This is a genomic window from uncultured Campylobacter sp. (assembly GCF_937959485.1).
Lineage (GTDB): Bacteria > Campylobacterota > Campylobacteria > Campylobacterales > Campylobacteraceae > Campylobacter_B.
Map to the genome: position 1 here is coordinate 67,681 of NZ_CALGPY010000004.1, position 20,864 is coordinate 88,544.

Sequence of the window (20,864 nt, forward strand, 5' to 3'; positions counted from 1 at the left end):
ATTAAATTTAAATGCACCAAGTCCACTAAATCTGCGCGATCCGTTCTTGAAGCAAAATTTTATATTGCCGTCCGTACGCGCGGCACAAAATTTTAAAATCCTACTGAAATTTTTAAGCTTGCTAGTGCGGCTAAAATTCCAAGCCCGCGGCATGTATAAATTTCAAAACCTCGCCGTATGTAAAACCCAAACCGCTCTTTAAATTTAGCCGAATTTCAAAATTTAATCATAAAAACGCTATCATCGAGGCAAAATTTTTAAGGTTGCAAAATGAGTTTGAGCTTGAAATTTCGTCCCAAAAGCCTAGAGCAGATCTCGGGGCAGGGCAAGATCGTAGCGGTTTTTAAAAAATTCGTCGCCGCAGGCAGCATCCCGCACAGCATATTTTTCGGCGCCGCAGGCAGCGGCAAAACGACGATGGCGCGCGTGATCGCAAGCGAGCTGAATTACGATTTTTACGAGCTTGACGCCACGAGCCTGAAGGTCGAGGATATCCGCAAAATTCTATCCTCGCACGCAGGCTCTCTCATCAAGCCGCTCATTTTCATCGACGAGATCCACCGCCTCAGCAAGACGCAGCAGGAGGTGCTGCTAATCCCGATGGAGAACTACGCCGCGATCATCATCGGCGCGACGACGGAAAATCCGCAGTTCGTGCTAAGCAGCGGCATCCGCTCGCGCTCGATGATCTTTGAGTTCGAACCGCTTAGCTACGAGGATTTGGAGGCGCTTTTGGCGCGGGTGCAGGGCGAGATCGGCTTTGAGATGGACGAGGAGGCGCGAAAATACCTGCTAAACTCCAGCAGCGGCGATGCAAGGAGTATGCTAAATCTGCTGGAATTTGCGCTTTTGGCAGACAGCGCCATTACGCTGGATACGCTTCGTACGCTGCGTGCAAATGCCGTGGCTGCGGGCGTTAGCAGCGACGACGTGCATTATGAGCTAGCAAGCGCGATGATAAAAAGCCTGCGCGGAAGCGACGCCGACGCCGCGCTGTATTATGTCGCGAGGCTGATAGATGCGGGCGAGAGCGCGGATTTTATCGCGCGCAGGATGGTGATCCTAGCTAGCGAGGACATCGGCAATGCCAATCCAAACGCCCTAAATATCGCTGCCAGCACGCTAAATGCCGTCAGCAAGATCGGCTATCCCGAGGCTCGCATTATCTTAGGACAATGCGCGATCTATCTGGCGCACAGCCCCAAATCAAACGCCGCATATTTGGGCATCAACGCCGCTTTGAAATTCGTCCGCTCCGCTGCTCCGCTGCCTACGCCGCGCTATCTCATCAACTCCGACAAGCAGATAGCGGACTACAAATACCCGCACGACTTCGGCGGCTGGGTCGAACAGGCCTATATGAGCGAGCCGGCGAAATTTTACGAAAGTAAGGGGATTGGCTTTGAAAAGACGCTGGATGAGTGGCTGGCGCGATTGCGTAAAGAAAAGATCGATATTAAGGAACGAGAATGAACTTCAGCAGCGTCCTAAAACTAATGAAGCAGCGCTATGGTGCGGACGGCGAGTATCTGTGGGATGAATATCCTAATTTTGCGGTTTTCCGTCACGGTGGAGGGAAGCGCAAGTGGTTTGCACTTCTGATGCGCGGGCTTGCAAACGAAAAGCTCGGTCGCGCACTTCCTGGCTCAAGCGACGTGATAAATTTAAAAGTTTCGCCCGATTTGGCGGCAATTTTGCGTGACGAAAAAGGAATTTTTGCAGCCTATCATATGAACAAAAAGCACTGGATCAGCGTCTGCCTTGACGCGGTGCCGCGCGAACAGATTGAGGATCTAATCGAGCATAGCAGGGAGCTTACGAGGTAGAATTTGCGCCTGGGTTAGGTTTAAATTTACGTGAGGAAGAGACTAAATTTGAACCGAGAGCGCAGATTTTAGCGGCTCGCGAGGCTTAAATTTAAAAATATTCGCAAGGAGCGCGGATGAATGAGCAAAATTTGAAATATATCGCAAATTTAAAAGTGCAGGACGTGCCGTGGAGCAGGCTCACGACCGCTTACGGCAGGGCGAGCGGATTTCCCAAAATTTTTGAGAAACTCGCGCGGGTAATCGAAGCTTGTGATGCGACGCGCAGTTCGGGCGGCGAGCAAAATTTAAAAAATCATCCTGGCTGCGGGCAAAATTCTACGGATGCGGCAAGATGCGGCGCGGTGCAAAATTTCGTAAATTTAGCGCAAAAGAGAGAGTCTAAATTTAAAAAGGCGGATAACGAAGCGGCGAAATTTAAAGCGGGCGGAGAGACGGAGCTTAAAACGGACGCGGCGAAGTGCGGCGAGGCGGAATTTAAGAGTGCGGATAGCGCGGCGATAAAATTTAAAACGAGCCAGGCGAGTAAATTTAAAACGAGCGCGGCGGATAAGAGCTCGGATACGAGCGAGCGGGAGAAATTTGACGCCAAAGCCCTCCAGGATGCGCTTAACGAGATTTTTAACAAGATAGAGCATCAAAGTACGCTTTGGCACGCAACCCCTTTTGCGCTGCTGTTTTTGGCGCGTATCTTTATACAAGCACGCGCTGCGGCGGGCAAAAACGCGAATAAAAATAATCAAAACGCCGCGGCGGGCAAAAAGCGAAACATTGCGGCGGATAGAAACGGCGAAAACGAAAACAGCAAAGACGAAAACGGCGAAAATGAAGCGGCCGAGTTTATCGCGACCAAACTCGGCGGATTTTTTGCGTTTATGATTGAGATTTGCGATGATGCCGATAAGATCTCGCACGCAGCACCGCTGGCGAACTTTTCGGATATGCTTGCGGAAAAATATCTGTGGCCGCAGAGCGATGAGAATGACGAGGAGCGCTGGGAGGAGCACTTTTACGACGATGAGCTATTTTACAGCCTCTATTTTTATTCGCGGGCGGTTTTGGACGCGACGGGAGTGGACTTTGCGCAGTTTAAGTCCAAGTCGGGTGGCGTTTAAGGCTACGCCGCCTCGCTCGTTGGCTCTAAATTTAGGACGACGCGGCGCGCTTTGGCGATGCTTTGTTTAAATTTAGACTTCAAAATTTTAAAATTTCGCCCAAAAGTCGCGGCAGACGGAATTTGCAGACCGTCTGTTTAAATTTAAAATTAGCTCGATTTTTGATCGGCGATATGATTAAGATGCGGGTATCGCTTTTAAATTTAGATCGCCGCGAAGCTTCAAACACGCTTGCGGCGCGGCTTTTTATGTGGTTTTAAAAAGATACCAATTCGGCGCAATTTTTTCTATCATTATAAACTCGCTAGGGCTCATTTGCGGCAGATCCGCTTCATCTTGCACTCGCAAAAAGCCCACGGAGTTATCGGTGATCCCGCCGATAAGTAGTATAAATCTTTTGCCCTCCGTCTCGGCGTGAGAGAGATGCAGGCTTTTGATCTCCGCCTTTGCGCGCTCGGGCTCGCCGCCTGTGTAAAGCTCGTAAATTTTTTCAAATGCCGCTAGGTTTTGTTTCCCAAACTCCATAAGCTCTTTATCAGGCGCTAAGATTAGCTTTAAATTTATGATATCCGCATCGGTTCTTTGCTCAAACTCCCGTTTTTGCGCCTCGTTAAATTTTTCATATTCGCTTACGATAGCCTCAATAATAGCGGTTTGCGCTAAAACTCGCACGGCGTAGATTCCGTCCTCCTTAGTATAGACGTAAAGATCGAAGTGCTTCTCTTTAGAGCCCAAAAATACGTGAAAAATCTCGCTAAATTCGCTGCTGCGTTCAAGCAGAGCAACCGTGATTTCACTATAATTATCTGCCGCGTAGAATTTGCGCTTTAAATAGCTTCTCATCTCGCCTTTAAAATAAAGATTTTTATCGAAGTTTGCGTTGCTAAATAGCGAGCGGACGAGCTCTTCGTTAGAGCTCGCGTTTAGACCCAGCGCGCAGCTTGCACAAAATATGAGCGAGGCAAAAATTTTTGAAAATCCCGCCGTTTTAAAAAATCTAAATAAGCTCAAAATTTAACCTTTGGAAATTTTATAAATTTAAAAAGTCCATAAATTCTGGAAATTTTAAAATTTTGCAAATTTTAAAACTCCGTAAATTTCGTTTTTATAGGCTCGCCATCTCCTCAGCGCGCGCAAGAAGCTGCTTTGCGCCCTTTTCGATAAAAACGCGCGCGAGCTCCGTGCCTACGCTTCGGTATTGAGATTTTTGCGCGACGATGCTTTGTCGGATGCTCTCGCTGCCGTCCGGTAGGCCCACGATGGCGCCGATGTAGATATTTTCGCCGTCAAGGCGCGCGTTGATGCCGATCGGCACCTGGCAGCCGCCCTCCAAAACTCTAACGAAATCCCGCTCCACGGTCGTTTCGATGATTGCGCGTTCATCTTTTAAAAATTCTATCGCGCGCAGGATTTGCGGCTCGTCCACCGCCTCGATGCCGAGCGCTCCTTGCCCCATAGCTGGGATCATCTGCGAGACCTCAAAGGGCGCTATGTGCTTTACCTCGGCGCGTAAATTTAGGCGGTTGATGCCCGCCATCGCCAAGATGATCGCGTCGAATTCCCCCTCTTTGAGCTTTCGCAAGCGGGTTTGGACGTTGCCGCGCAAGGAGATTATCTCTAAATCGGGGCGCATGCTAAGCAGCTGCATCTTGCGGCGAAGGCTCGTGGTGCCGACTTTTGCGCCGTGGGGCAGCTCGTTAAATTTAGCGTATTTTTCGCTGATCATCGCATCGCGCACGTCCTCACGCGCGCAGATCGCCGCTAGCACGAGCCCCTGCGGAAACTCCACGGGCACGTCCTTTAGACTATGCACGGCGATGTGTGCTTCGCCGCAAAGCATGCTCTCCTCAAGCTCCTTCGTAAAAAGCCCCTTGCCGCCGATCTTTGCAAGCGGCGTATCTAAAATTTTATCGCCTTTGGTTTTCATGCTTTTTAGCTGCGCTTGGATGCCGTGGGCGTTAAGCAGCGATGCGATATGCTCGCTCTGCCACAGCGCAAGCACGCTGCCGCGCGTAGCGATAATCAAATTTTTCATTTTTCCTCCCCTATGCTCTTTCGGATCTCGATTTCGTTCTCCTCGATCACTTCTACGTCGATGACGTCGTCGTTTGCGCGGCTACGTCGCCAAAATTTTCGCTCTCTTTTTTCGGAATTTTCGCTGCTAGCGTTAAATTTGGGCACGTCGCTGGTGACGCAGTAAAACGACGCAGTGATTATGCAAACGCCCAAAATATCGCCGAAAATGCCCGGTGCAATGAGAAAAACGCCGCCTACGACGAATCCCACGCCGCTTAAAATTTCTTTCGGCGAGATTTTCATTAGATTAAAAAAGCCCATCCACGAGCGGTTTGCTACGACGTATCCGCCTAAAATCGCGCTTATGACGATCTCCACCGCATACGCCGCGAAGCCGTTTGCGCTTACGAAATAATAGGTCGTAAATGCCTCAATTATCAGATATGGAACGATCAAAAGCCTAAACATATTTTTCCTTGAATTATCGCTTTAAATCGCGCCTCTTTAAAGACGCTAAAATTTAATCGCGGATTTTAGCAAATTCCGTCTGAATTTTTAATGTATCGCAAAAGCCCCTCGCAGCCGCGCTTGATATCTGCGTAGCAGCGCTCAAAATCGCGCGTGTAGTAGGGGTCGGCGATTTGTAGGCATTCGGAGGCGGTTAAATTTGAACCGGCGTCTTTTAAACTTAAGGTGGTTCGTTTTGCCGCGCCTTTGAAATTTCGCGCATCGCAGTCTATAAAATTTTTCCCTGCAAATTCCAAAAGAAATTTTACCTTAGCCATATCCTTACCGCGAAAAATTCGCCCCAGCGAGCGCATATTTTCATCATCCATGCAAAGTATGAGATCATAGCGCTCGTAGTCTGCGGGCGTGACCTGCACGGCGCGATGCGCTACGAGCGGCACCTTTTGCTCTTTTAGCACGTGCTGCGTTTCGTAATAGGGCGGTGAGCCGATCTCGTCGGTGTGCGTCGCCGCAGAATCCACGCCCACGTGCGCACTTAGACCACTTTGATTAATGAAATTTTGCATCACGGACTGCGCCATCGGCGAGCGACAGATGTTGCCGTGACAGACGAAAAGTAGCCTCACGCGCGCCTACTGCGTGATGATGTCGTAGTTTTTCGGGATCGAGGGCTTAAAGATCGCCTCATTCACCGGCGCATTTTTACGGACGTTGCTTAGATTGATGACGACCTTATTGTCTATTTTGTCGGTGTAGCTGATCTTGCTCGGCAGATCGCCCTTCATCTCGATGAGATATTTCACGTCGTCGAAGCTCGCCTCATAAACGCCGTTTTTATTGGGTTTTGCGTTAGCTAAGATCGCCGTTAAATTCGGGGTTTCTTTGATATTCGTGACGATAGCTTGCTCAAGTTCGGGCTCGATTACGACGACCTTTGTGAAGCTAAAAAATATATTTTTTATCGCAGGGGTCTTGTAATGCCACACGGCGTGCTCTTTTGTGGCGCTAAAATCGCCGCCGTAGCTGATTTTCGCATCATCGCTCTGCACGGTTTGCGAAAAATTTGCGCTCAGTGTGTTAAATTCTATCCCACCTGCAAACGCAAAAATGCAGCTTGCCGCTAAAGAAATAAGAGTTTTTTTCATAAATTTTGCCTTTATTTTTGAAAATTTGCGCGTATTATAGCCGTTTTTCTAGGATTTAATTAAATAGAAACTAAAAATATGTTAATATGCGCGGTTAAAATTTTAAAACTAAGGTTTGAGATGTTTAAAAAGGTCATCCACGGGATTTTCGGTACTAAAAATGATAGGATCGTCAAACAATACGCCAAGCGCGCGGCACAGATCAGTGCGCTTGAAGAAAACTACGCGGCGATGGACGATGCGGCGCTTAAGGCGGAATTTGAAGCGTTAAGAGCGCAAGTTCGCGCGGGCGAAAAGAGCACGGATGACGTGCTTAACGAAGTGTTTGCTATCGTGCGAGAGGCGGGCAAAAGAGTGCTAAATATGCGCCACTTCGATGTTCAGCTAATAGGCGGTTTGGTGCTAAACGACGGCGCGATTGCCGAGATGAAAACTGGCGAAGGAAAGACCCTCGTAGCGACTTTAGCGGTGGTGTTAAACGCGATGGAGGGCAAGGGCGTTCACGTCGTAACCGTAAACGACTACCTAGCTAAGCGCGATGCCGCGCAGATGGGCGAGCTATATGAATTTTTAGGGCTTAGCACCGGTGTGATCGTAGGCGGCGAATACGATGACGCCAAGCGCAAAGCCGCATACGCGTGCGACATCACCTACGGCACAAACAACGAGTTCGGCTTTGACTATCTGCGCGATAATATGAAATTTAGCGCGGATGAAAAGGTGCAACGCGGGCATCATTTCGTAATCGTCGATGAAGTAGATAGCATCCTGATCGACGAAGCTAGGACGCCACTTATCATCTCAGGTCCTACGAACCGCACTCTAGACGGCTACATCAAGGCAAACGAAGTAGCTCGCCAAATGATCCGCGGTGAGGCGCCTGCAGATCCGAAAGGCAAGGCGACGGGCGATTTTACCGTAGATGAGAAGAACCGCGCCGTTTTGATTACGGAGGCAGGAATTTCAAAAGCCGAGAGGCTTTTTGGCGTCGATAACCTCTATAGCCTTGAAAATGCCGTGCTTAGCCACTACCTTGATCAAGCACTTAAGGCAAATTATCTATTTGAAAAGGATGTGCACTACGTCGTGCGCGACGGGCAGGTCATAATCGTGGATGAATTTACGGGTCGTCTTAGCGAGGGGCGCAGATTCAGCGAAGGCTTGCACCAGGCTCTTGAAGCTAAAGAGGGCGTGCAGATCCAAGAGGAAAGCCAAACTCTTGCCGACATTACCTTTCAAAACTACTTCCGTCTTTACGAAAAACTCGCCGGTATGACGGGTACGGCACAGACGGAAGCAACGGAATTTTCTCAAATTTACAAACTCGAAGTGGTCTCTATCCCTACGAATGTGCCGGTCATCAGAAAGGATCAAAACGATCTTATCTACAAAACCGAGCGCGAGAAATTTGACGCCGTCATAAATGAGATCAAGCGGCTAAATTCCAAAGGCCAGCCTGTGCTCGTAGGTACGGCGTCGATTGAAAAGAGCGAGAAGCTGCACGAGCTTTTGGTTAAAGAAAACATCGCGCACTCCGTGCTAAACGCCAAAAATCACGAGCGTGAAGCGCAGATCATCAAAGACGCAGGCGTAAAGGGCGCAGTTACGATCGCTACGAATATGGCGGGACGCGGCGTGGATATCCGCATAGACGACGAAGTGCGCGCTTTGGGTGGGCTGTATATTTTAGGTACCGAGCGCCACGAAAGTCGCCGTATCGATAATCAGCTCCGCGGACGAAGCGGGCGCCAAGGTGATCCGGGCGAGAGTAGATTTTTCTTAAGCTTGGAGGATAATCTGCTTAGAATTTTTGGCAGCGACAAGATTAAAAATATCATGGATCGCTTGGGTTTGAAAGACGGCGAACATATCGAATCAGGCATGGTTTCGCGCGCAGTAGAGAACGCGCAGAAAAAGGTCGAGAGCTTGCACTTTGAAGCGCGTAAAAATATCCTAGAATACGACGACGTCGCAAACGAGCAGCGCAAGACGATCTATAAATATCGCAACGAGCTTTTGGACCCCGACTACGATCTGAAAGATAAAATCATTCAAAACCGCGAGGAGTACATCTCTAGCGTGCTTGAGGAGCTTGAAATTTTCGACGGCGCAAATATCAAAGAGGTCGATAAATTCCCGATCGTCGCCAAAATCGCTCAAGAAACGGGCGAGGTGCTCGAAAACAGCGAGCTTGAGAAGGTCGATGATTTCAAAGAGCTGAAAGAAAAGATCATCGGCGCGCTTGCCGTTTCGTATGAAAACAAGATGGCGCCGATCGATCCGCAGCAGCGCAAAAGTATCGAAAAGATGCTTTATCTGCAGATCGTCGATCGCGACTGGCGGGAGCATCTGTATCAGATGGATATCCTAAAGGCGGGCATCGGACTTCGCGGCTACAACCACAAAGACCCGCTTACGGAGTATAAAAAGGAGAGCTACAATCTTTTTATGGAGCTTGTGATGCGCCTCAAATCCGACAGCATCCGCTTGCTGCATTCGATCCAGTTTAAATCTAGGGAGGAGATCGAAGCCGAACAGCGCGCGATGCAGGAGCGCATGGAGAGCTCAAACGCCAAAGAGCTCGCCGCCGCAAGCACGAATGAAGCACAGCTAAAGGGCGCAGAAGAGTTTGGCGACAAAAAGCCTAAGCGAAACGATCCTTGCCCTTGCGGCAGCGGCAAAAAATACAAAGACTGCCACGGCAAGGGCGGTCCGAAAAAAGGCGGCTTTGCGAGGTAGGCGCGGCGATCGGTCGTAAGTATCGTGCGATCAGTGATCTTGATTGTGAGCATTGCGCGATCGGCGCTTTTCAATCTTGCTTTTGTATTTAGCGGATCGGTCGAGGGCGGAAGGCGTCATAAAATTTTAAAGGGGAGTTTGATCGCGAGGCCGCGCGGACGGCGCGCAAAGCTGTGCGAGAGGGTGTAATTTTAGTTTTGAAATTTTAAAATTTCAAAGCGTCCTGATGTTTTGTCGCATATTTTTCATGGCGCCGTTGCGGTGTGCCGTGCGGCAAAACGCAAGCCGATCAGCGCGTGATACTTAAATTTAATACGCGGCTAGGACACTGCGTGGCATTTGAAATTTTAAATTTATGCGATTACGGGCGAGCTTGCAAGCAGACTCCGCCTTTAAATTTTAAGAATTTCAAAATTCTAAAAAAGTTTTAAATTTCTAAAATTTTAAAATTTCGAGGCGTTTGAAATTTTAAAATTTAGAATTTGAGTTTAGAATTCTGAAGTCTCGGCAAGACGATCTGTTTGATTTGCCGCATCCGATATCTTGGGGGCGAATTTCATTGCGTGTAAATGGATTTCGGCGCGATTTTAAATTTTTAAAACCCGCTGGAGCTTCTATATTTGACGCCGCAAAACCTATTTTTGGAATTTTAAAATTCCAAAATACTTAAAATTTCACATAAAATTTAACGCTAAATTTTATGTGAAATTTTACAAGGACGGCTTTTTGGTAAAGTATTTATTATTCAAATATCTCAGATTCGACCGCTCTCAGCCCTTCATTACGCTTTCGGCGCTGCTTGCGTTCTTGGGCGTCGGCGTGGGGCTTACGGTGTTGATCGTCGCGATGGCGATAATGAACGGTTTTGATAAAGAATTCGAGCGCAAGCTATTTACGATGAACTACCCGATCACGATACACAGCCACTTTCGCGGCGGCATTTCAAAAGACGACGTGGAGGGGCTGCGGGCGGACTTCCCCGATCTGATCTTTAGCCCCTACATCAGCTCGCAAGTCATCGCCAAAAGCGGCGAGAAGCTCGAGGGCGGGCTGATTTTCGGCGTAAATTTAAACGACGAAAAGCGCATCAACTCCGTCGTCGCAGCAGGCGCCAAAGACGCCAATCTAACGGACTACGGCATCATGATAGGGCGCGGGATCAAGGACGAGTTTATGCTGGATGAGGGCAGCAAGATCACGATGATCTTTACGAAGAGCGATCCGGGCGGCTTTGCGCTGATCCCTAAGATGAAGCGCTTTGACGTGCGCGCGGATTTTAGCTCCGGGCTGATCGCCTACGACAAGGCGTATTCCTACGCAGACGCAAGCGATCTAGCCAAAATTTTAGGCTACGACGAGGGGACATTTGACGGCGTGCATGTTTTTTCAAACGATCCGTTTAAAGACCTGGAGCGCATCAAAAAAAGCCTTCCTAGCGGCACTAACGCCGTAGGTTGGTGGCAGCAAAACGGAAATTTTTTCAGCGCCCTTGCGCTTGAAAAGCGCGCTCTTTTTATCGTGCTGATGCTAATAATCCTGGTCGCGAGCCTAAATATCGTAAGTTCGCTTCTGATGACCGTGATGAACCGCCGCCAAGAGATCGCGCTTTTACTTAGCCTGGGTGCTAGCAAAAAGGAGGTCAAAAGGACATTTTTCGCGCTCGGAGCCACGATCGGCGGCGGCGGCATCATATTCGGGCTTATTTTGGGCTTATTTGGCGTGTGGCTGCTCGGAAGCTTCGACATCGTAAATCTGCCGGCCGACGTTTACGGAAGCTCGAAGCTGCCGATGGAGCTTTCGCTAGGCGATTTGGCGATGATTTTAATCGGCGCGGTGCTTATCGTAGCGCTTTCGTCATGGTACCCGGCCAAAAAAGCCACGCAGATTGACGTGCTGCAAACACTGCGCAACGAGTAGAGTTAAACGCGGCGCTTTAAAATTTAGCTAAATTTTGAAATTTAGAGCGACGCGGCTGTATTTGGCGCGGTATTTTGGCGAGCGAGACGGATACTGCGTGATTTGCGCGGCGGATCCCATATGTTGAGAGTTTGCCGCATCAGATAAATGTCGCACGATACTGCGCGCCCTTAGCCGCGATCTTTGTGCATATTATAAACCTGCGTTTAAATCCGCGCAAAGTCTAAATTTTGTATCGCCAAAATCCGTCAAAATTTTAAAATTCCAAAAGGCGGAAATTCGACGAAGCGCCCTAAATTTTGTAAAATTTTAGAATCAAAATATAAAATCATAAAAATTTTGAAAGGATTCGTAGTGAAAAAGATCGCTTTGTTTGCATGCGCGGTGCTATTTTTGTGCGGTTGCTCTAAGAGCAGACCGCAAGATGTCCCAAAGCCAGAGCAAAATAAGGCACCGAGCCACCATCATTATACAGGCTACTATTACGCATAGCGTATATTGCGCGGCGGGCGACGATACGAGACGTTTAACGGCGAGAAAATGGAAACATTGTAGTTTTTGCTCATTCGTGGACAAAAGCTTTCAAGCCTGCAATACGAGCCTTAGCAGCGTTGCAGCTTGAATGTAGCGGCGCCAAGGCGTCCATCCGTCTATAATGACGATAAAATTTAGGCTTATTTGAGCAGGACGAAATTCTTTTTAAAATTCTTTCAAATTCCCATAAATCCCGCTAAATAAATCTAAATTTTATAAATTTTAGGGTAACATTCTCTATTTTTCAAAAAGGCTTTAAATGACTTTAATCGACGGCAAAAGCATAAGCGCAAAGGTAAAAGAGGAGATCAAATCGGCCGCTTCGGATCTTGCCGCAAAGGGCGTAGAGCCCGCGCTGGCGGTGATTTTGGTAGGCGAGGACGCGGCTAGCAAGACCTATGTCGCGAGCAAGGAAAAAGCCTGCGCCGCCTGTGGGATCCGCTCCGTAACGCACCGCTTGAACTCCGATGTGAGCGAGGCGGCGCTTTTAGAACTGATAGAAAATTTAAACGATGACGAATGTATCGACGGTATCTTGGTGCAGTTGCCGCTTCCAAAGCACATTGATACGAATAAAATTTTAGAAAAAATAAGCCCACAAAAGGACGTGGACGGATTTAGCGCGATAAACGTAGGCAAGCTTACTAGTGGGCTTTCGGACGGTTTTGTGCCTTGCACTCCGCTTGGCGTGATGCGCCTGCTTGAGGAATACGGCGTGCAGATCGCGGGCAAAAATGCCGTCGTGCTGGGTCGCAGCAATATCGTCGGAAAGCCGATGGCGAGCCTGCTGTTAAATGCCGATGCCACCGTCACTATCGCTCATAGCAAGACGAAAGACTTAAAGCGGCTTTGCGCAGACGCCGACATTTTGGTCGCGGCAGTCGGCAAGGCGCATTTTGTGGGCGCTGATATGGTAAAACAAGGCGCGGTGGTAATCGACGTGGGGATTAATCGCGGTGGCGACGGCAAACTAAGGGGCGACGTCGATTTTGATGCGGTCGCACCAAAATGCTCGTTCATCACACCCGTGCCCGGAGGTGTGGGGCCGATGACGATTGCGATGCTTTTGAGCAATACGATAAAATCGGCGAAAAATCGCTTAAGACAAAGAGTCTAAATGAAAATACTAAGCAAAATTTATAAATTTTTATCGAGTTGGACGGGAACGGTCATCGTCGTTTTATTCGTCATTCTTTTTGTGGCGCAAGCCTTCGTGATCCCAAGCGGATCGATGCGCACTACGCTTTTGGAGGGTGATTTTTTATTCGTTAAAAAATTTAGCTACGGCATCCCGACTCCACATATTCCCTTTGTGGAGTGGCAGGTAGCTCCTGATAGCGACGGAGATGGGCATATTATCCGAGGCGAGGGTCCGAAGCGCGGCGACATCGTGGTTTTTCGCTATCCGCTTAATGAAAAAATGCACTTTGTAAAGCGAAATTTTGCCGTAGGTGGCGACGAGGTGATATTTGATCTGAATAATTTCTACCTTCGTCCGCATGAAGGCGACGAGTTCATTGCTGCAAACTACGATGCTCGCGACATTGTGATTTTAGGTGGCGAAAAATATGTTAAAGAGCCGTATAAATTTAAGGGCATTCACTACGACCCTAATGCTAGAAACTCGATGCTAACAAATGTCAAAATCGCACTTGAGAAGGGTGAGCTTTCTATGAAGCCCATTAGTCTAAGCGAAATTCCTCACAGCTTCGAAGCTGCGGGGATAAGCTTCAATGCCTTTTACATCAAAGTGCCGCAGGATGAGTATTTTATGATAGGCGATAATCGCAATAATTCCGCCGATAGCCGCTTTTGGGGTCCGGTACCTTATCGTCTGATCGTCGGCAAGCCGTGGTTTACATATTTTAGTATCGATGCCGATCGCAAGATCCGCTGGGAGCGAATCGGGCGCTTCGTCGATACCTTGCAAAACGACGAGAGCCTAATCTATGAGCAAAAATAAGGAGCGGCAATGCAAATAAATAAAATTTTCATAGCGAGCGATCATGCGGGCTTTCGTGCCAAAGAACAAGCTAAAAAAGCGCTCGCCGCTTTAGGTTACGAAGCGGTTGACCTTGGCACGCATAGTGCCGAAGCGAGTGTGGACTATCCCGATTTTGCGGGCACGTTGGCGGATAAAATTTTAGCCGAATGTGAAGCCTGCGCGCGAAGTAAAAATTTTAAAGAAAGTAGCAGCAAAAATTCCGCTGCAGCCGCGGAAAATTCCGAAGCAGACGGCAGCGAAAATTTCGGCGCAAGTATAAACGGTAGCGGAAATTTTAACGGTACCGCGCAGCGCGGCGAGAAAGATAAAAATTTTAACGCCGTCAAGAGCGGCGACGGCAAGAATTTTGATGCGGACGTAAATACGACTGCCTGCGCAAGCGCAGTTGCCGTAAACGCGAGCAAAGATAAAATTTTAAATTCCACCAATTACGGCATTTACGGCGTTTTGATTTGCGGTACGGGCATCGGTATCAGCATCGCCGCAAACCGCCACGCTCACATCCGCTGTGCGCTGTGTCATGACGCGACGAGCGCTAGATTAGCCAGAGAGCACAACGACGCCAACGTCCTAGCCTTCGGCGAGCGATTAATGGGCACGCTGGTGATTGAAGATATGATTAGGGCATTTTTTAGTACCGATTTTGCGGGCGGTAGGCACATTAAGCGCGTCGCAAAGCTAGGCGCTTGCGGTAGTGCGAATTGCGCGCATGGATTTGACGAAGAAAATTCCATTCAGAATTCCGCTCAAAATTTTGCGGAACAAAGCAGTGGCGCTAATTTAAACGGGCGGAATTCCAAATCAAGCTTCGCCGGCAAAAGCCCTTCTAGCAAAAATCCTATCGACACGGATTCCGCATTAAATTGTGCACGGAGCTTTAACGATAAAAATTCCTTATTTACCGGCAAGAATCCCTTGATAAGCTTTTGCGGTGCACGTCATATAAATTTAGATTCGATGCACGCAAAGATAATCTTTAATGAGAAAAATCCGCTAGATAAAAATTCCATTAGCACAAATTCTACGTTAAATTTTACGCGCGCGAGCGTTTGCAAGAAAAATTTCGCTCAAAAAGTTAGCCGCAAAGATTTTGTCAGTTTGAACCCAGCAATTATAAATTTCAAGGCTACAAATTCTATTTGCATAAGCGTTAAGCCAAAAAACGTAAATTGCGCTAGTGCGGGTTTAACAGATGCGAATTCTGCTATTGTGAGCGTAAATTTAAAGGGTGCAAATCTTTCTAGTGCGCATTTTAGGAGCATAAATTCTGCCTATTTTAGCGCAACAATCGCTACTATGCGCTTTGTAAATCCAAATGAAGGAGGCGAGCAATGAGCGTAGCATTGGGTGTTTTAGCACTATTTTTTGCAGCACTACTTATTCTATCGATCCGAAAAAATTCTAAAATTTACGCCTTACTTCGAAAGAGCGAAGAGAGAATTTCAAAGCTTAAAAGCGATAACGAAAAGCTCAAAACTGCTCTTCGCTTCGGCATCAAGGCTCTGCAAAACGAGGAGAGCGAAAACTGCAGCTTAAAAATCAAAAACGCAAGATTGAAAAGAGGTAAGCTATGAAAAGCCTAAGCAGCGAGCAAAAAAGCTATTTATTTCGCTCGATCCGCACCGTGCGCGACTTCCCAAAGCCCGGTATTTTGTTTTACGATATCACGACGCTCGTAGGCGATCGCGAGGCGTTTAATTTCCTGCTTGATCATCTAGTCGAGCGCTATGCTGATTACGGACTTGATTACATAGTAGGCATAGAAAGTCGCGGATTTATTTTTGCAGCGGCACTTGCTGCGAGGTTGAGGGTTGCTTTTGTGCCAATTAGAAAGCCAAAGAAGCTTCCTTATATCACGATTTCGCAAAAATACAGCCTTGAATACGGCTTCGATCAGGTCGAGATGCACGTGGATGCATTCTCCGGCGTACAGGATGCCAAGGTGCTTCTAATCGACGATCTAATCGCCACTGGAGGCACGGCGCGCGCGGCATTAGATCTCATCGCGCAGACGCAGGCTAAGTGCGTCGAGGCGTGTTTTTTATTAAATTTGCGCGAGTTAAACGATCTAGGCGAGTTTTCGCGTCGCACAAACGTTTATTGCGTTTTAGAGGCGTGATTTTGGAAGAGCTACTTAAAAATTTACTGCAAGAATACCACCAATACGCCTATATCTTGCTTTTCGTTTGGTGCATTTTAGAAGGCGAAATCGCGCTGATTTTAGGCGGCATAATGGCGCACGAGGGACATATAAATTTGCCGCTAGGTATCTTTGTCGCGGGCCTTGGGGCATTTTGCGGTGATCAGTTTTATTTTTATATCGGTCGCTACAATAAAAAATATATCAGTAAAAAACTCGCGGCGCAGCGCCGAAAATTTGCGATTGCGCACCTGCTTTTGCAACGCTACGGCTGGCCGATAATTTTAATGCAGCGCTATATGTATGGCTTTCGCGTCATCATCCCGATGAGTATCGGCATCACTCGCTACAGCGCAAAGAAATTTGCGATTATCAATCTTTTTAGCGCTTGGTGCTGGTCGGGCGCGACGATGGTTTTGGCGTGGTATTTTGGCGAGGAGATCTGGAGCGGGCTGCGGCTAATCGAGCAACACTGGTATTTTGCGATACCTATCATAGGCGGAATTTTATATCTATTTTTTAGGTTATTTAAACGTATGGAAAATCACTTTATGAACTCACGAAAGGAACGAGATGAAAGTAAAACTGCTAGATCGTAAAATTAACGAGATAGAGGCGGATTTTGAAGTTATTTTAGTCGTAGATAAAAATTTAAATCACGAATTTATTAAAGATGCGGATAAGTTTGCGCTTTTTAACTACAAAGGCGAGGGCAATCTGCTGCTAGCCGAGAGCGGGCGGCTGTATGTGGGGATCAAAGAGCTTAGCTTCGATAGGCTGCGAGCGGCGCTTGCGAGCGCATACAACGCGCTTAAGGGCTATGCGATCAAAAATTTTAAAATCGCCTTTTACAAATGCGGCTGCGATCGCAGAAGCACGATGGCGATGGTCGAAGGCGTGCTTTTGGGCGGCTATGAGTTTAATAAATACAAAAGCGAGAAGAAAAACTCCAGCTTGAACGAAATTTTAATCTCTACGCAGGAGTACGGCGGAGCTAAGCCTGACGTGCAAAAGATGAACTACGGCGTGCAGCAGGGCATCGTGATGGCAAACGCTGCAAATTTCGCGCGCGACGGCGTCAATGAGATACCTGAAATTTACACGCCCGAAAAGATGGCGAGCGAGGCTGAAATTTTGGCGTCGAACTACGACGACGTGAGCGTTAAAATTTATGACGAGGACTTTTTGCGCGAGCAGAATATGAATGCGTTTTTGGCAGTCAATCGCTCCAGCGCTCATCCGCCGCGCCTCATCCATCTTATCTATAAGCCGCAGCGCTGCCTAAAGCGCGTCGTTTTCGTGGGCAAAGGGCTTACTTACGACAGCGGCGGGCTAAGTCTGAAGCCAAGCGATTATATGCTTACGATGAAAAGCGACAAAAGTGGCGCGCTTGCTGCGATGGGTATCATCAAGGGCGCTGCCGAGCTTGAGCTGCCGTTTGAGATACACGCGGCTATCGGCGCTACTGAAAATATGATCGGCGGCGATTCGTATAAACCCGACGACGTGCTGCTTAGTCGCAGCGGCGTAAGCATAGAGGTGCGAAATACCGACGCGGAGGGGCGGCTCGTGCTTGCCGACTGCCTAAGCTACGCGCAGGATCTTGCCCCCGATCTGCTAATCGATATGGCGACGCTTACCGGCGCTTGCGTCGTGGGGCTTGGCGAATACACGAGCGGCATCATGGGAAACAGCGAGGAGCTAAAGCGTAAATTTAAAGATCTTAGCGATTGTAGCGGCGAGCTATTTAGCATTTTGGAATTTAACGATTATCTGCGCGAGCTAATTAAAAGCAGTATCGCAGACGTTTCCAACTGCGCTTCCAGTAGATACGGCGGCGCGATAACTGCAGGGCTGTTTTTGGATAAATTTATAAAAGACGAGTATAAAGACAAGTGGCTGCACCTTGATATAGCAGGGCCCGCGTATCTGGAAAAGGCATGGGGCTATTACGCCGCGGGCGCGACTGGTGCGGGCGTGAGAGCAAACTTATATTTCTTGCAGGCTCTAGCCAAAGAGCTGAAGGACGCGTAGATGGGGCTGTCAGTAGGGATCGTAGGGCTTCCGAACGTCGGTAAATCCACTACCTTTAACGCACTTAGCGGTGCGCAAAACGCACAGGCACAGAACTATCCATTCTGCACGATCGAGCCCAATAAAGCGGTCGTGCCCGTGCCCGATGCCAGGCTTGGTAAGCTAGCACAGATCGTTAAGCCCGGTCGCATCGTGCATTCGACCATCGAGTTCGTAGATATTGCGGGCCTCGTGCGCGGAGCTAGCAAAGGCGAGGGGCTGGGAAATAAATTTCTTTCAAATATCCGCGAGTGCGAGATCATCCTTCATATCGTACGCTGCTTCGAAAGCGGCGACATAACCCACGTCGAAGGCTGCGTCGATCCTATCCGCGACATCGAGATCATCGAAACCGAGCTTATTTTAGCGGACATAGAGCAGCTTGGCCGCAAGATCGAGCGCCTCGGTAAGGAAGCCAAAGCAAATCAAAAGGGCGCTAAAGAGGCGCTAGCCGTGGCAAACGAGCTTTTAGCGCATCTAAACGACGGCAAGCCCGCTTCAAATTTTGCGCTCAAAGAGGATGAAAGCTACATCGCTTTAAATCGCGAGCTGCGCCTGCTCAGCGCCAAGGACGTAATCTACGGCGCCAATGTGGACGAAGACGGCATCGCGCAGGATAACGAATATGTCGCGCGCGTAAGAGAATACGCAAATGCCCGCGGCGCGGAGGTGATCAAGCTCTGCGCCAAGATCGAAGAGGAGCTCATAGGCTTAAGCGATGAGGAGACGCACGAGATGCTGCAAAGCCTGGGCGCGCAGCAAAGCGGGCTGGAGCTCATCATCAAGCGCTCATTTGCGAAGCTCAGCCTCATCAGCTACTTTACCGCAGGCGAGATGGAGGTGCGCGCGTGGACGATCACGAAGGGCTGGAAGGCTCCGAAGGCCGCGAGCGTGATCCATAACGACTTTGAGCGCGGGTTTATCAGAGCCGAGGTGATCGGCTACGAGGACTACATCGCGTGCGGCGGCGAGAGCAGGGCGAAAGAAGCGGGCAAGATGCGCCTTGAGGGCAAGGACTACGTCGTGCAAGACGGCGACGTGATGCACTTTAGATTTAACGTTTAAATTTGCGCTGCATTCGAGCGAAATTTAAAATTTTACGGAGTTTTAATTTACACCGAATTTGCACACCCGATTCAAATTTTTAAATTTGCGAAATTTGAATTTCTATGGCGTGTGAGAATTTGGAAATTTAAAAATTTTAGTTGAAAGCAGCGATTTAAAATTTTGAAATTTCATAAAAAATCCCCGGGATCGAATGTGTGCTCGGGTTTGGCTCGATTTTAAAATTATATAAAATTTAACTCGCGCAGGACGGAACTTTAAACATTATCGTAAGTAAGCTCAACTTTACAATTCTATGCATTTTAATCCGCCGTACCTTTCGGTGGGCGAATTTCGCGCAAGGACTATAGATATAAACCTTCTGCCAAAATCTGAAGCTAAAAGCAAAATCACGGGCAGAATCGAAAATTTGAGCGTCCAGACATTGCGAAAAGTATTGACACATTCGTGCTTTTTGAGATTAAGGGTGTACGTTTTCGCATACGCTGTGAAGCCTTTAATTCTAAACGAGAGTGATCACGTGCGCGTACATTTTCGCAAAGATAGGTATTTGGGTGTGCTTGCGGCTTTAGAAGTACGGCCACGCCCAAATGCTTAAGACTTTGCGCTATATGCTGTATCGGATATAATTCAGGTGCTGTATATAGCAATCGCATTTGGCTTTGTTTTTGCCGTGTCTGCGATACTGTTTGCAATATACTTTGCGTTTGCAAAAAAGGGGCTCGCTCGGTTGTAACGAATTTCTATGATTGCGTGTCGTAACATTGATTTTGATGGGACTTCTCGCCTATCTTAACGCGAGTGTGCAAAAATTAAAATTTTAGCGCGAACGCCACAGAAAGTAGTGTGGATTTTACGAAATTTTACCGAAATTTGGAGGAAAATAATGTGGCATTTAAAAAAGAAAGCTTCAAGTGAATTGAAATTTTTCACAATTATCGGCAAGATGGAAAACTTAGAAACAGACTGGGGGCGAGACGGACTGTATATAACATTTGAGGTAAAAGGAATAAGATTTTTCGACTATCCCGATCAATGGTTTGCTGATAACGGCGATATAGTCGAGGTAACGTATTGTTATCTTTCCCCTGAGTCTCCCAGTATAACGCATATTTCGATTTTAGCTAAGTATTCAAATTATATGAGAGTGAAACAGGCTCTAGCTATAATTTGGGATTTTATATTAATAGTTTTTTTAATCGTAACGTTTCCCATATGGTTTTACGGTATTAGTAAGTTGTCCATTTTATTATATATTGCCTTGGGGTTCTGTATCTTACAAAGAGCTTGTAAAAAAATCAAAATTTTATATGAAATCGAGAAAAATAGAGGCTAATTTATCTTTATTTTTCGGCGTATTAACGCGTAAATAAAAAATCATTTGTCTAAGCATCGTCTTGTGCGCCTTATCGTAGGTCTCATTCTGCCGCCGTAGTTTTTGCGTGCGGTTGCCAAACGCCTTCAGTGTTTTTAACTCGTCTTTATTAGGATCATACGGCGCGCAAATTTAGGTGATATGAAAGTTTGCCTTTGGCCTTAGTAAAAAGGCTTTATCGATAGAAATGTAAAATTTATACCGTACGGCGGTAGGTTCTGAGCCAAAACCGCATAAACGAAAGCAGCGATATACAAATTTAATGCGCGCGCAAAATGTTACCGTTCGGCGAAAATTATATCGCTAAAATTTTATCGAAATGCCAAAAATACGAAGCGATCTTGCTCTTGCGTTGCAAAGGCTCATTGGATAAATTTAAAGCATAAATTGCAATCCAGGGCTCGATTTGATCAACTTGAGCCCTGGATTCGAAATTCGTTTTAAAT

The 20,864-nt window shown here is 47.6% G+C and carries 21 protein-coding genes and 2 pseudogenes; 17 read left to right on the top strand and 6 right to left on the bottom strand.

Translation table 11 applies throughout. From position 1 onward, the window contains the following. Positions 1 to 270: 270 nt before the first annotated feature. From Q0380_RS01030 to Q0380_RS01045, 4 genes are all read left to right on the top strand, one after another. Positions 271 to 1,473: a replication-associated recombination protein A gene (locus tag Q0380_RS01030; RefSeq protein WP_298959065.1), complete on the top strand. Its 1,203-nt coding sequence runs from the start codon at positions 271 to 273 to the stop codon at positions 1,471 to 1,473. Then, positions 1,470 to 1,826 carry an MmcQ/YjbR family DNA-binding protein gene (locus tag Q0380_RS01035; RefSeq protein ID WP_298959068.1) on the top strand — a complete coding sequence of 119 codons (357 nt, stop codon included), beginning with the start codon at positions 1,470 to 1,472 and terminating at the stop codon, positions 1,824 to 1,826. Before Q0380_RS01030 ends, Q0380_RS01035 begins: the two co-directional genes overlap by 4 nt. Before the next feature lie 116 nt (positions 1,827 to 1,942). Further along, entirely contained in the window at positions 1,943 to 2,941 is a 999-nt protein-coding gene (locus Q0380_RS01040) for a hypothetical protein (protein ID WP_298959071.1), read from the top strand. A 62-nt stretch (positions 2,942 to 3,003) separates the two neighbouring features. Next, positions 3,004 to 3,201: a hypothetical protein gene (locus tag Q0380_RS01045; RefSeq protein WP_298959072.1), complete on the top strand. Its 198-nt coding sequence runs from the start codon at positions 3,004 to 3,006 to the stop codon at positions 3,199 to 3,201. Here the strand turns inward: Q0380_RS01045 and Q0380_RS01050 are convergent. The 5 genes from Q0380_RS01050 to lolA all read right to left on the bottom strand — a co-directional run bounded on the left by Q0380_RS01050 (position 3,188) and on the right by lolA (position 6,570). Beyond that, positions 3,188 to 3,952 (bottom strand): hypothetical protein, encoded by a 765-nt coding sequence (locus Q0380_RS01050; protein ID WP_298959074.1) that lies wholly within the window; start codon positions 3,950 to 3,952, stop codon positions 3,188 to 3,190. The two genes, Q0380_RS01045 and Q0380_RS01050, sit on opposite strands and share 14 nt — an antisense overlap. A 94-nt stretch (positions 3,953 to 4,046) precedes the next feature. Further along, a complete protein-coding gene (gene hemC / locus Q0380_RS01055) occupies positions 4,047 to 4,976 on the bottom strand; it encodes a hydroxymethylbilane synthase (RefSeq protein WP_298959077.1) in 930 nt (309 codons plus the stop codon). Next, complete coding sequence (locus tag Q0380_RS01060; protein ID WP_298959080.1) at positions 4,973 to 5,425, bottom strand: FxsA family protein; 453 nt, start codon at positions 5,423 to 5,425, stop codon at positions 4,973 to 4,975. Before Q0380_RS01060 ends, hemC begins: the two co-directional genes overlap by 4 nt. 65 nt (positions 5,426 to 5,490) lie before the next feature. Next, positions 5,491 to 6,051: a low molecular weight protein-tyrosine-phosphatase gene (locus Q0380_RS01065; RefSeq protein WP_298959083.1), complete on the bottom strand. Its 561-nt coding sequence runs from the start codon at positions 6,049 to 6,051 to the stop codon at positions 5,491 to 5,493. Between the two features lie 6 nt (positions 6,052 to 6,057). Continuing rightward, positions 6,058 to 6,570 (bottom strand): LolA-like outer membrane lipoprotein chaperone, encoded by a 513-nt coding sequence (lolA, locus tag Q0380_RS01070; protein ID WP_298959086.1) that lies wholly within the window; start codon positions 6,568 to 6,570, stop codon positions 6,058 to 6,060. A 120-nt stretch (positions 6,571 to 6,690) separates the two neighbouring features. On the opposite strand from lolA, the gene secA reads away from it, so the two are divergent. Further along, the gene (gene secA / locus Q0380_RS01075) at positions 6,691 to 9,309 is read left to right on the top strand and encodes a preprotein translocase subunit SecA (RefSeq protein ID WP_298959091.1); all 2,619 of its coding nucleotides are present in this window, start codon (positions 6,691 to 6,693) and stop codon (positions 9,307 to 9,309) included. Between the two features lie 726 nt (positions 9,310 to 10,035). Then, positions 10,036 to 11,226 carry an ABC transporter permease gene (locus Q0380_RS01080; RefSeq protein ID WP_298959094.1) on the top strand — a complete coding sequence of 397 codons (1,191 nt, stop codon included), beginning with the start codon at positions 10,036 to 10,038 and terminating at the stop codon, positions 11,224 to 11,226. A 27-nt stretch (positions 11,227 to 11,253) separates the two neighbouring features. On the opposite strand, the gene Q0380_RS01085 is transcribed toward Q0380_RS01080, so the two are convergent. Continuing rightward, positions 11,254 to 11,382 carry a hypothetical protein gene (locus Q0380_RS01085; protein ID WP_298959097.1) on the bottom strand — a complete coding sequence of 43 codons (129 nt, stop codon included), beginning with the start codon at positions 11,380 to 11,382 and terminating at the stop codon, positions 11,254 to 11,256. 198 nt (positions 11,383 to 11,580) lie between these two features. On the opposite strand from Q0380_RS01085, the gene Q0380_RS01090 reads away from it, so the two are divergent. The 11 genes and pseudogenes from Q0380_RS01090 to Q0380_RS01140 all read left to right on the top strand — a co-directional run bounded on the left by Q0380_RS01090 (position 11,581) and on the right by Q0380_RS01140 (position 20,379). Continuing rightward, the gene (locus Q0380_RS01090) at positions 11,581 to 11,718 is read left to right on the top strand and encodes a hypothetical protein (RefSeq protein WP_298959100.1); all 138 of its coding nucleotides are present in this window, start codon (positions 11,581 to 11,583) and stop codon (positions 11,716 to 11,718) included. Between the two features lie 301 nt (positions 11,719 to 12,019). After that, complete coding sequence (gene folD / locus Q0380_RS01095) at positions 12,020 to 12,877, top strand: bifunctional methylenetetrahydrofolate dehydrogenase/methenyltetrahydrofolate cyclohydrolase FolD (protein ID WP_298959103.1); 858 nt, start codon at positions 12,020 to 12,022, stop codon at positions 12,875 to 12,877. Next, the gene (gene lepB, locus Q0380_RS01100; protein ID WP_298959106.1) at positions 12,878 to 13,723 is read left to right on the top strand and encodes a signal peptidase I; all 846 of its coding nucleotides are present in this window, start codon (positions 12,878 to 12,880) and stop codon (positions 13,721 to 13,723) included. A gap of 9 nt (positions 13,724 to 13,732) precedes the next feature. Beyond that, positions 13,733 to 13,897: pseudogene (locus Q0380_RS01105) on the top strand (RpiB/LacA/LacB family sugar-phosphate isomerase); the annotation flags it as partial. A gap of 306 nt (positions 13,898 to 14,203) precedes the next feature. Beyond that, a pseudogene (locus Q0380_RS10465) lies at positions 14,204 to 14,446 on the top strand (RpiB/LacA/LacB family sugar-phosphate isomerase); the annotation flags it as partial. 650 nt (positions 14,447 to 15,096) lie between these two features. Then, complete coding sequence (locus tag Q0380_RS01115) at positions 15,097 to 15,339, top strand: hypothetical protein (RefSeq protein ID WP_298959109.1); 243 nt, start codon at positions 15,097 to 15,099, stop codon at positions 15,337 to 15,339. Then, positions 15,336 to 15,884: an adenine phosphoribosyltransferase gene (locus tag Q0380_RS01120; protein WP_298959111.1), complete on the top strand. Its 549-nt coding sequence runs from the start codon at positions 15,336 to 15,338 to the stop codon at positions 15,882 to 15,884. The genes Q0380_RS01115 and Q0380_RS01120 overlap by 4 nt, the downstream gene beginning before the upstream one ends. A gap of 2 nt (positions 15,885 to 15,886) precedes the next feature. Continuing rightward, a complete protein-coding gene (locus Q0380_RS01125; protein WP_298959113.1) occupies positions 15,887 to 16,504 on the top strand; it encodes a DedA family protein in 618 nt (205 codons plus the stop codon). Then, a complete protein-coding gene (locus Q0380_RS01130; protein ID WP_298959116.1) occupies positions 16,479 to 17,939 on the top strand; it encodes a leucyl aminopeptidase in 1,461 nt (486 codons plus the stop codon). The genes Q0380_RS01125 and Q0380_RS01130 overlap by 26 nt, the downstream gene beginning before the upstream one ends. Next, entirely contained in the window at positions 17,940 to 19,043 is a 1,104-nt protein-coding gene (gene ychF / locus Q0380_RS01135; RefSeq protein WP_298959119.1) for a redox-regulated ATPase YchF, read from the top strand. Between the two features lie 886 nt (positions 19,044 to 19,929). After that, positions 19,930 to 20,379 (top strand): hypothetical protein, encoded by a 450-nt coding sequence (locus Q0380_RS01140; protein WP_297896481.1) that lies wholly within the window; start codon positions 19,930 to 19,932, stop codon positions 20,377 to 20,379. Positions 20,380 to 20,864: the final 485 nt, after the last annotated feature.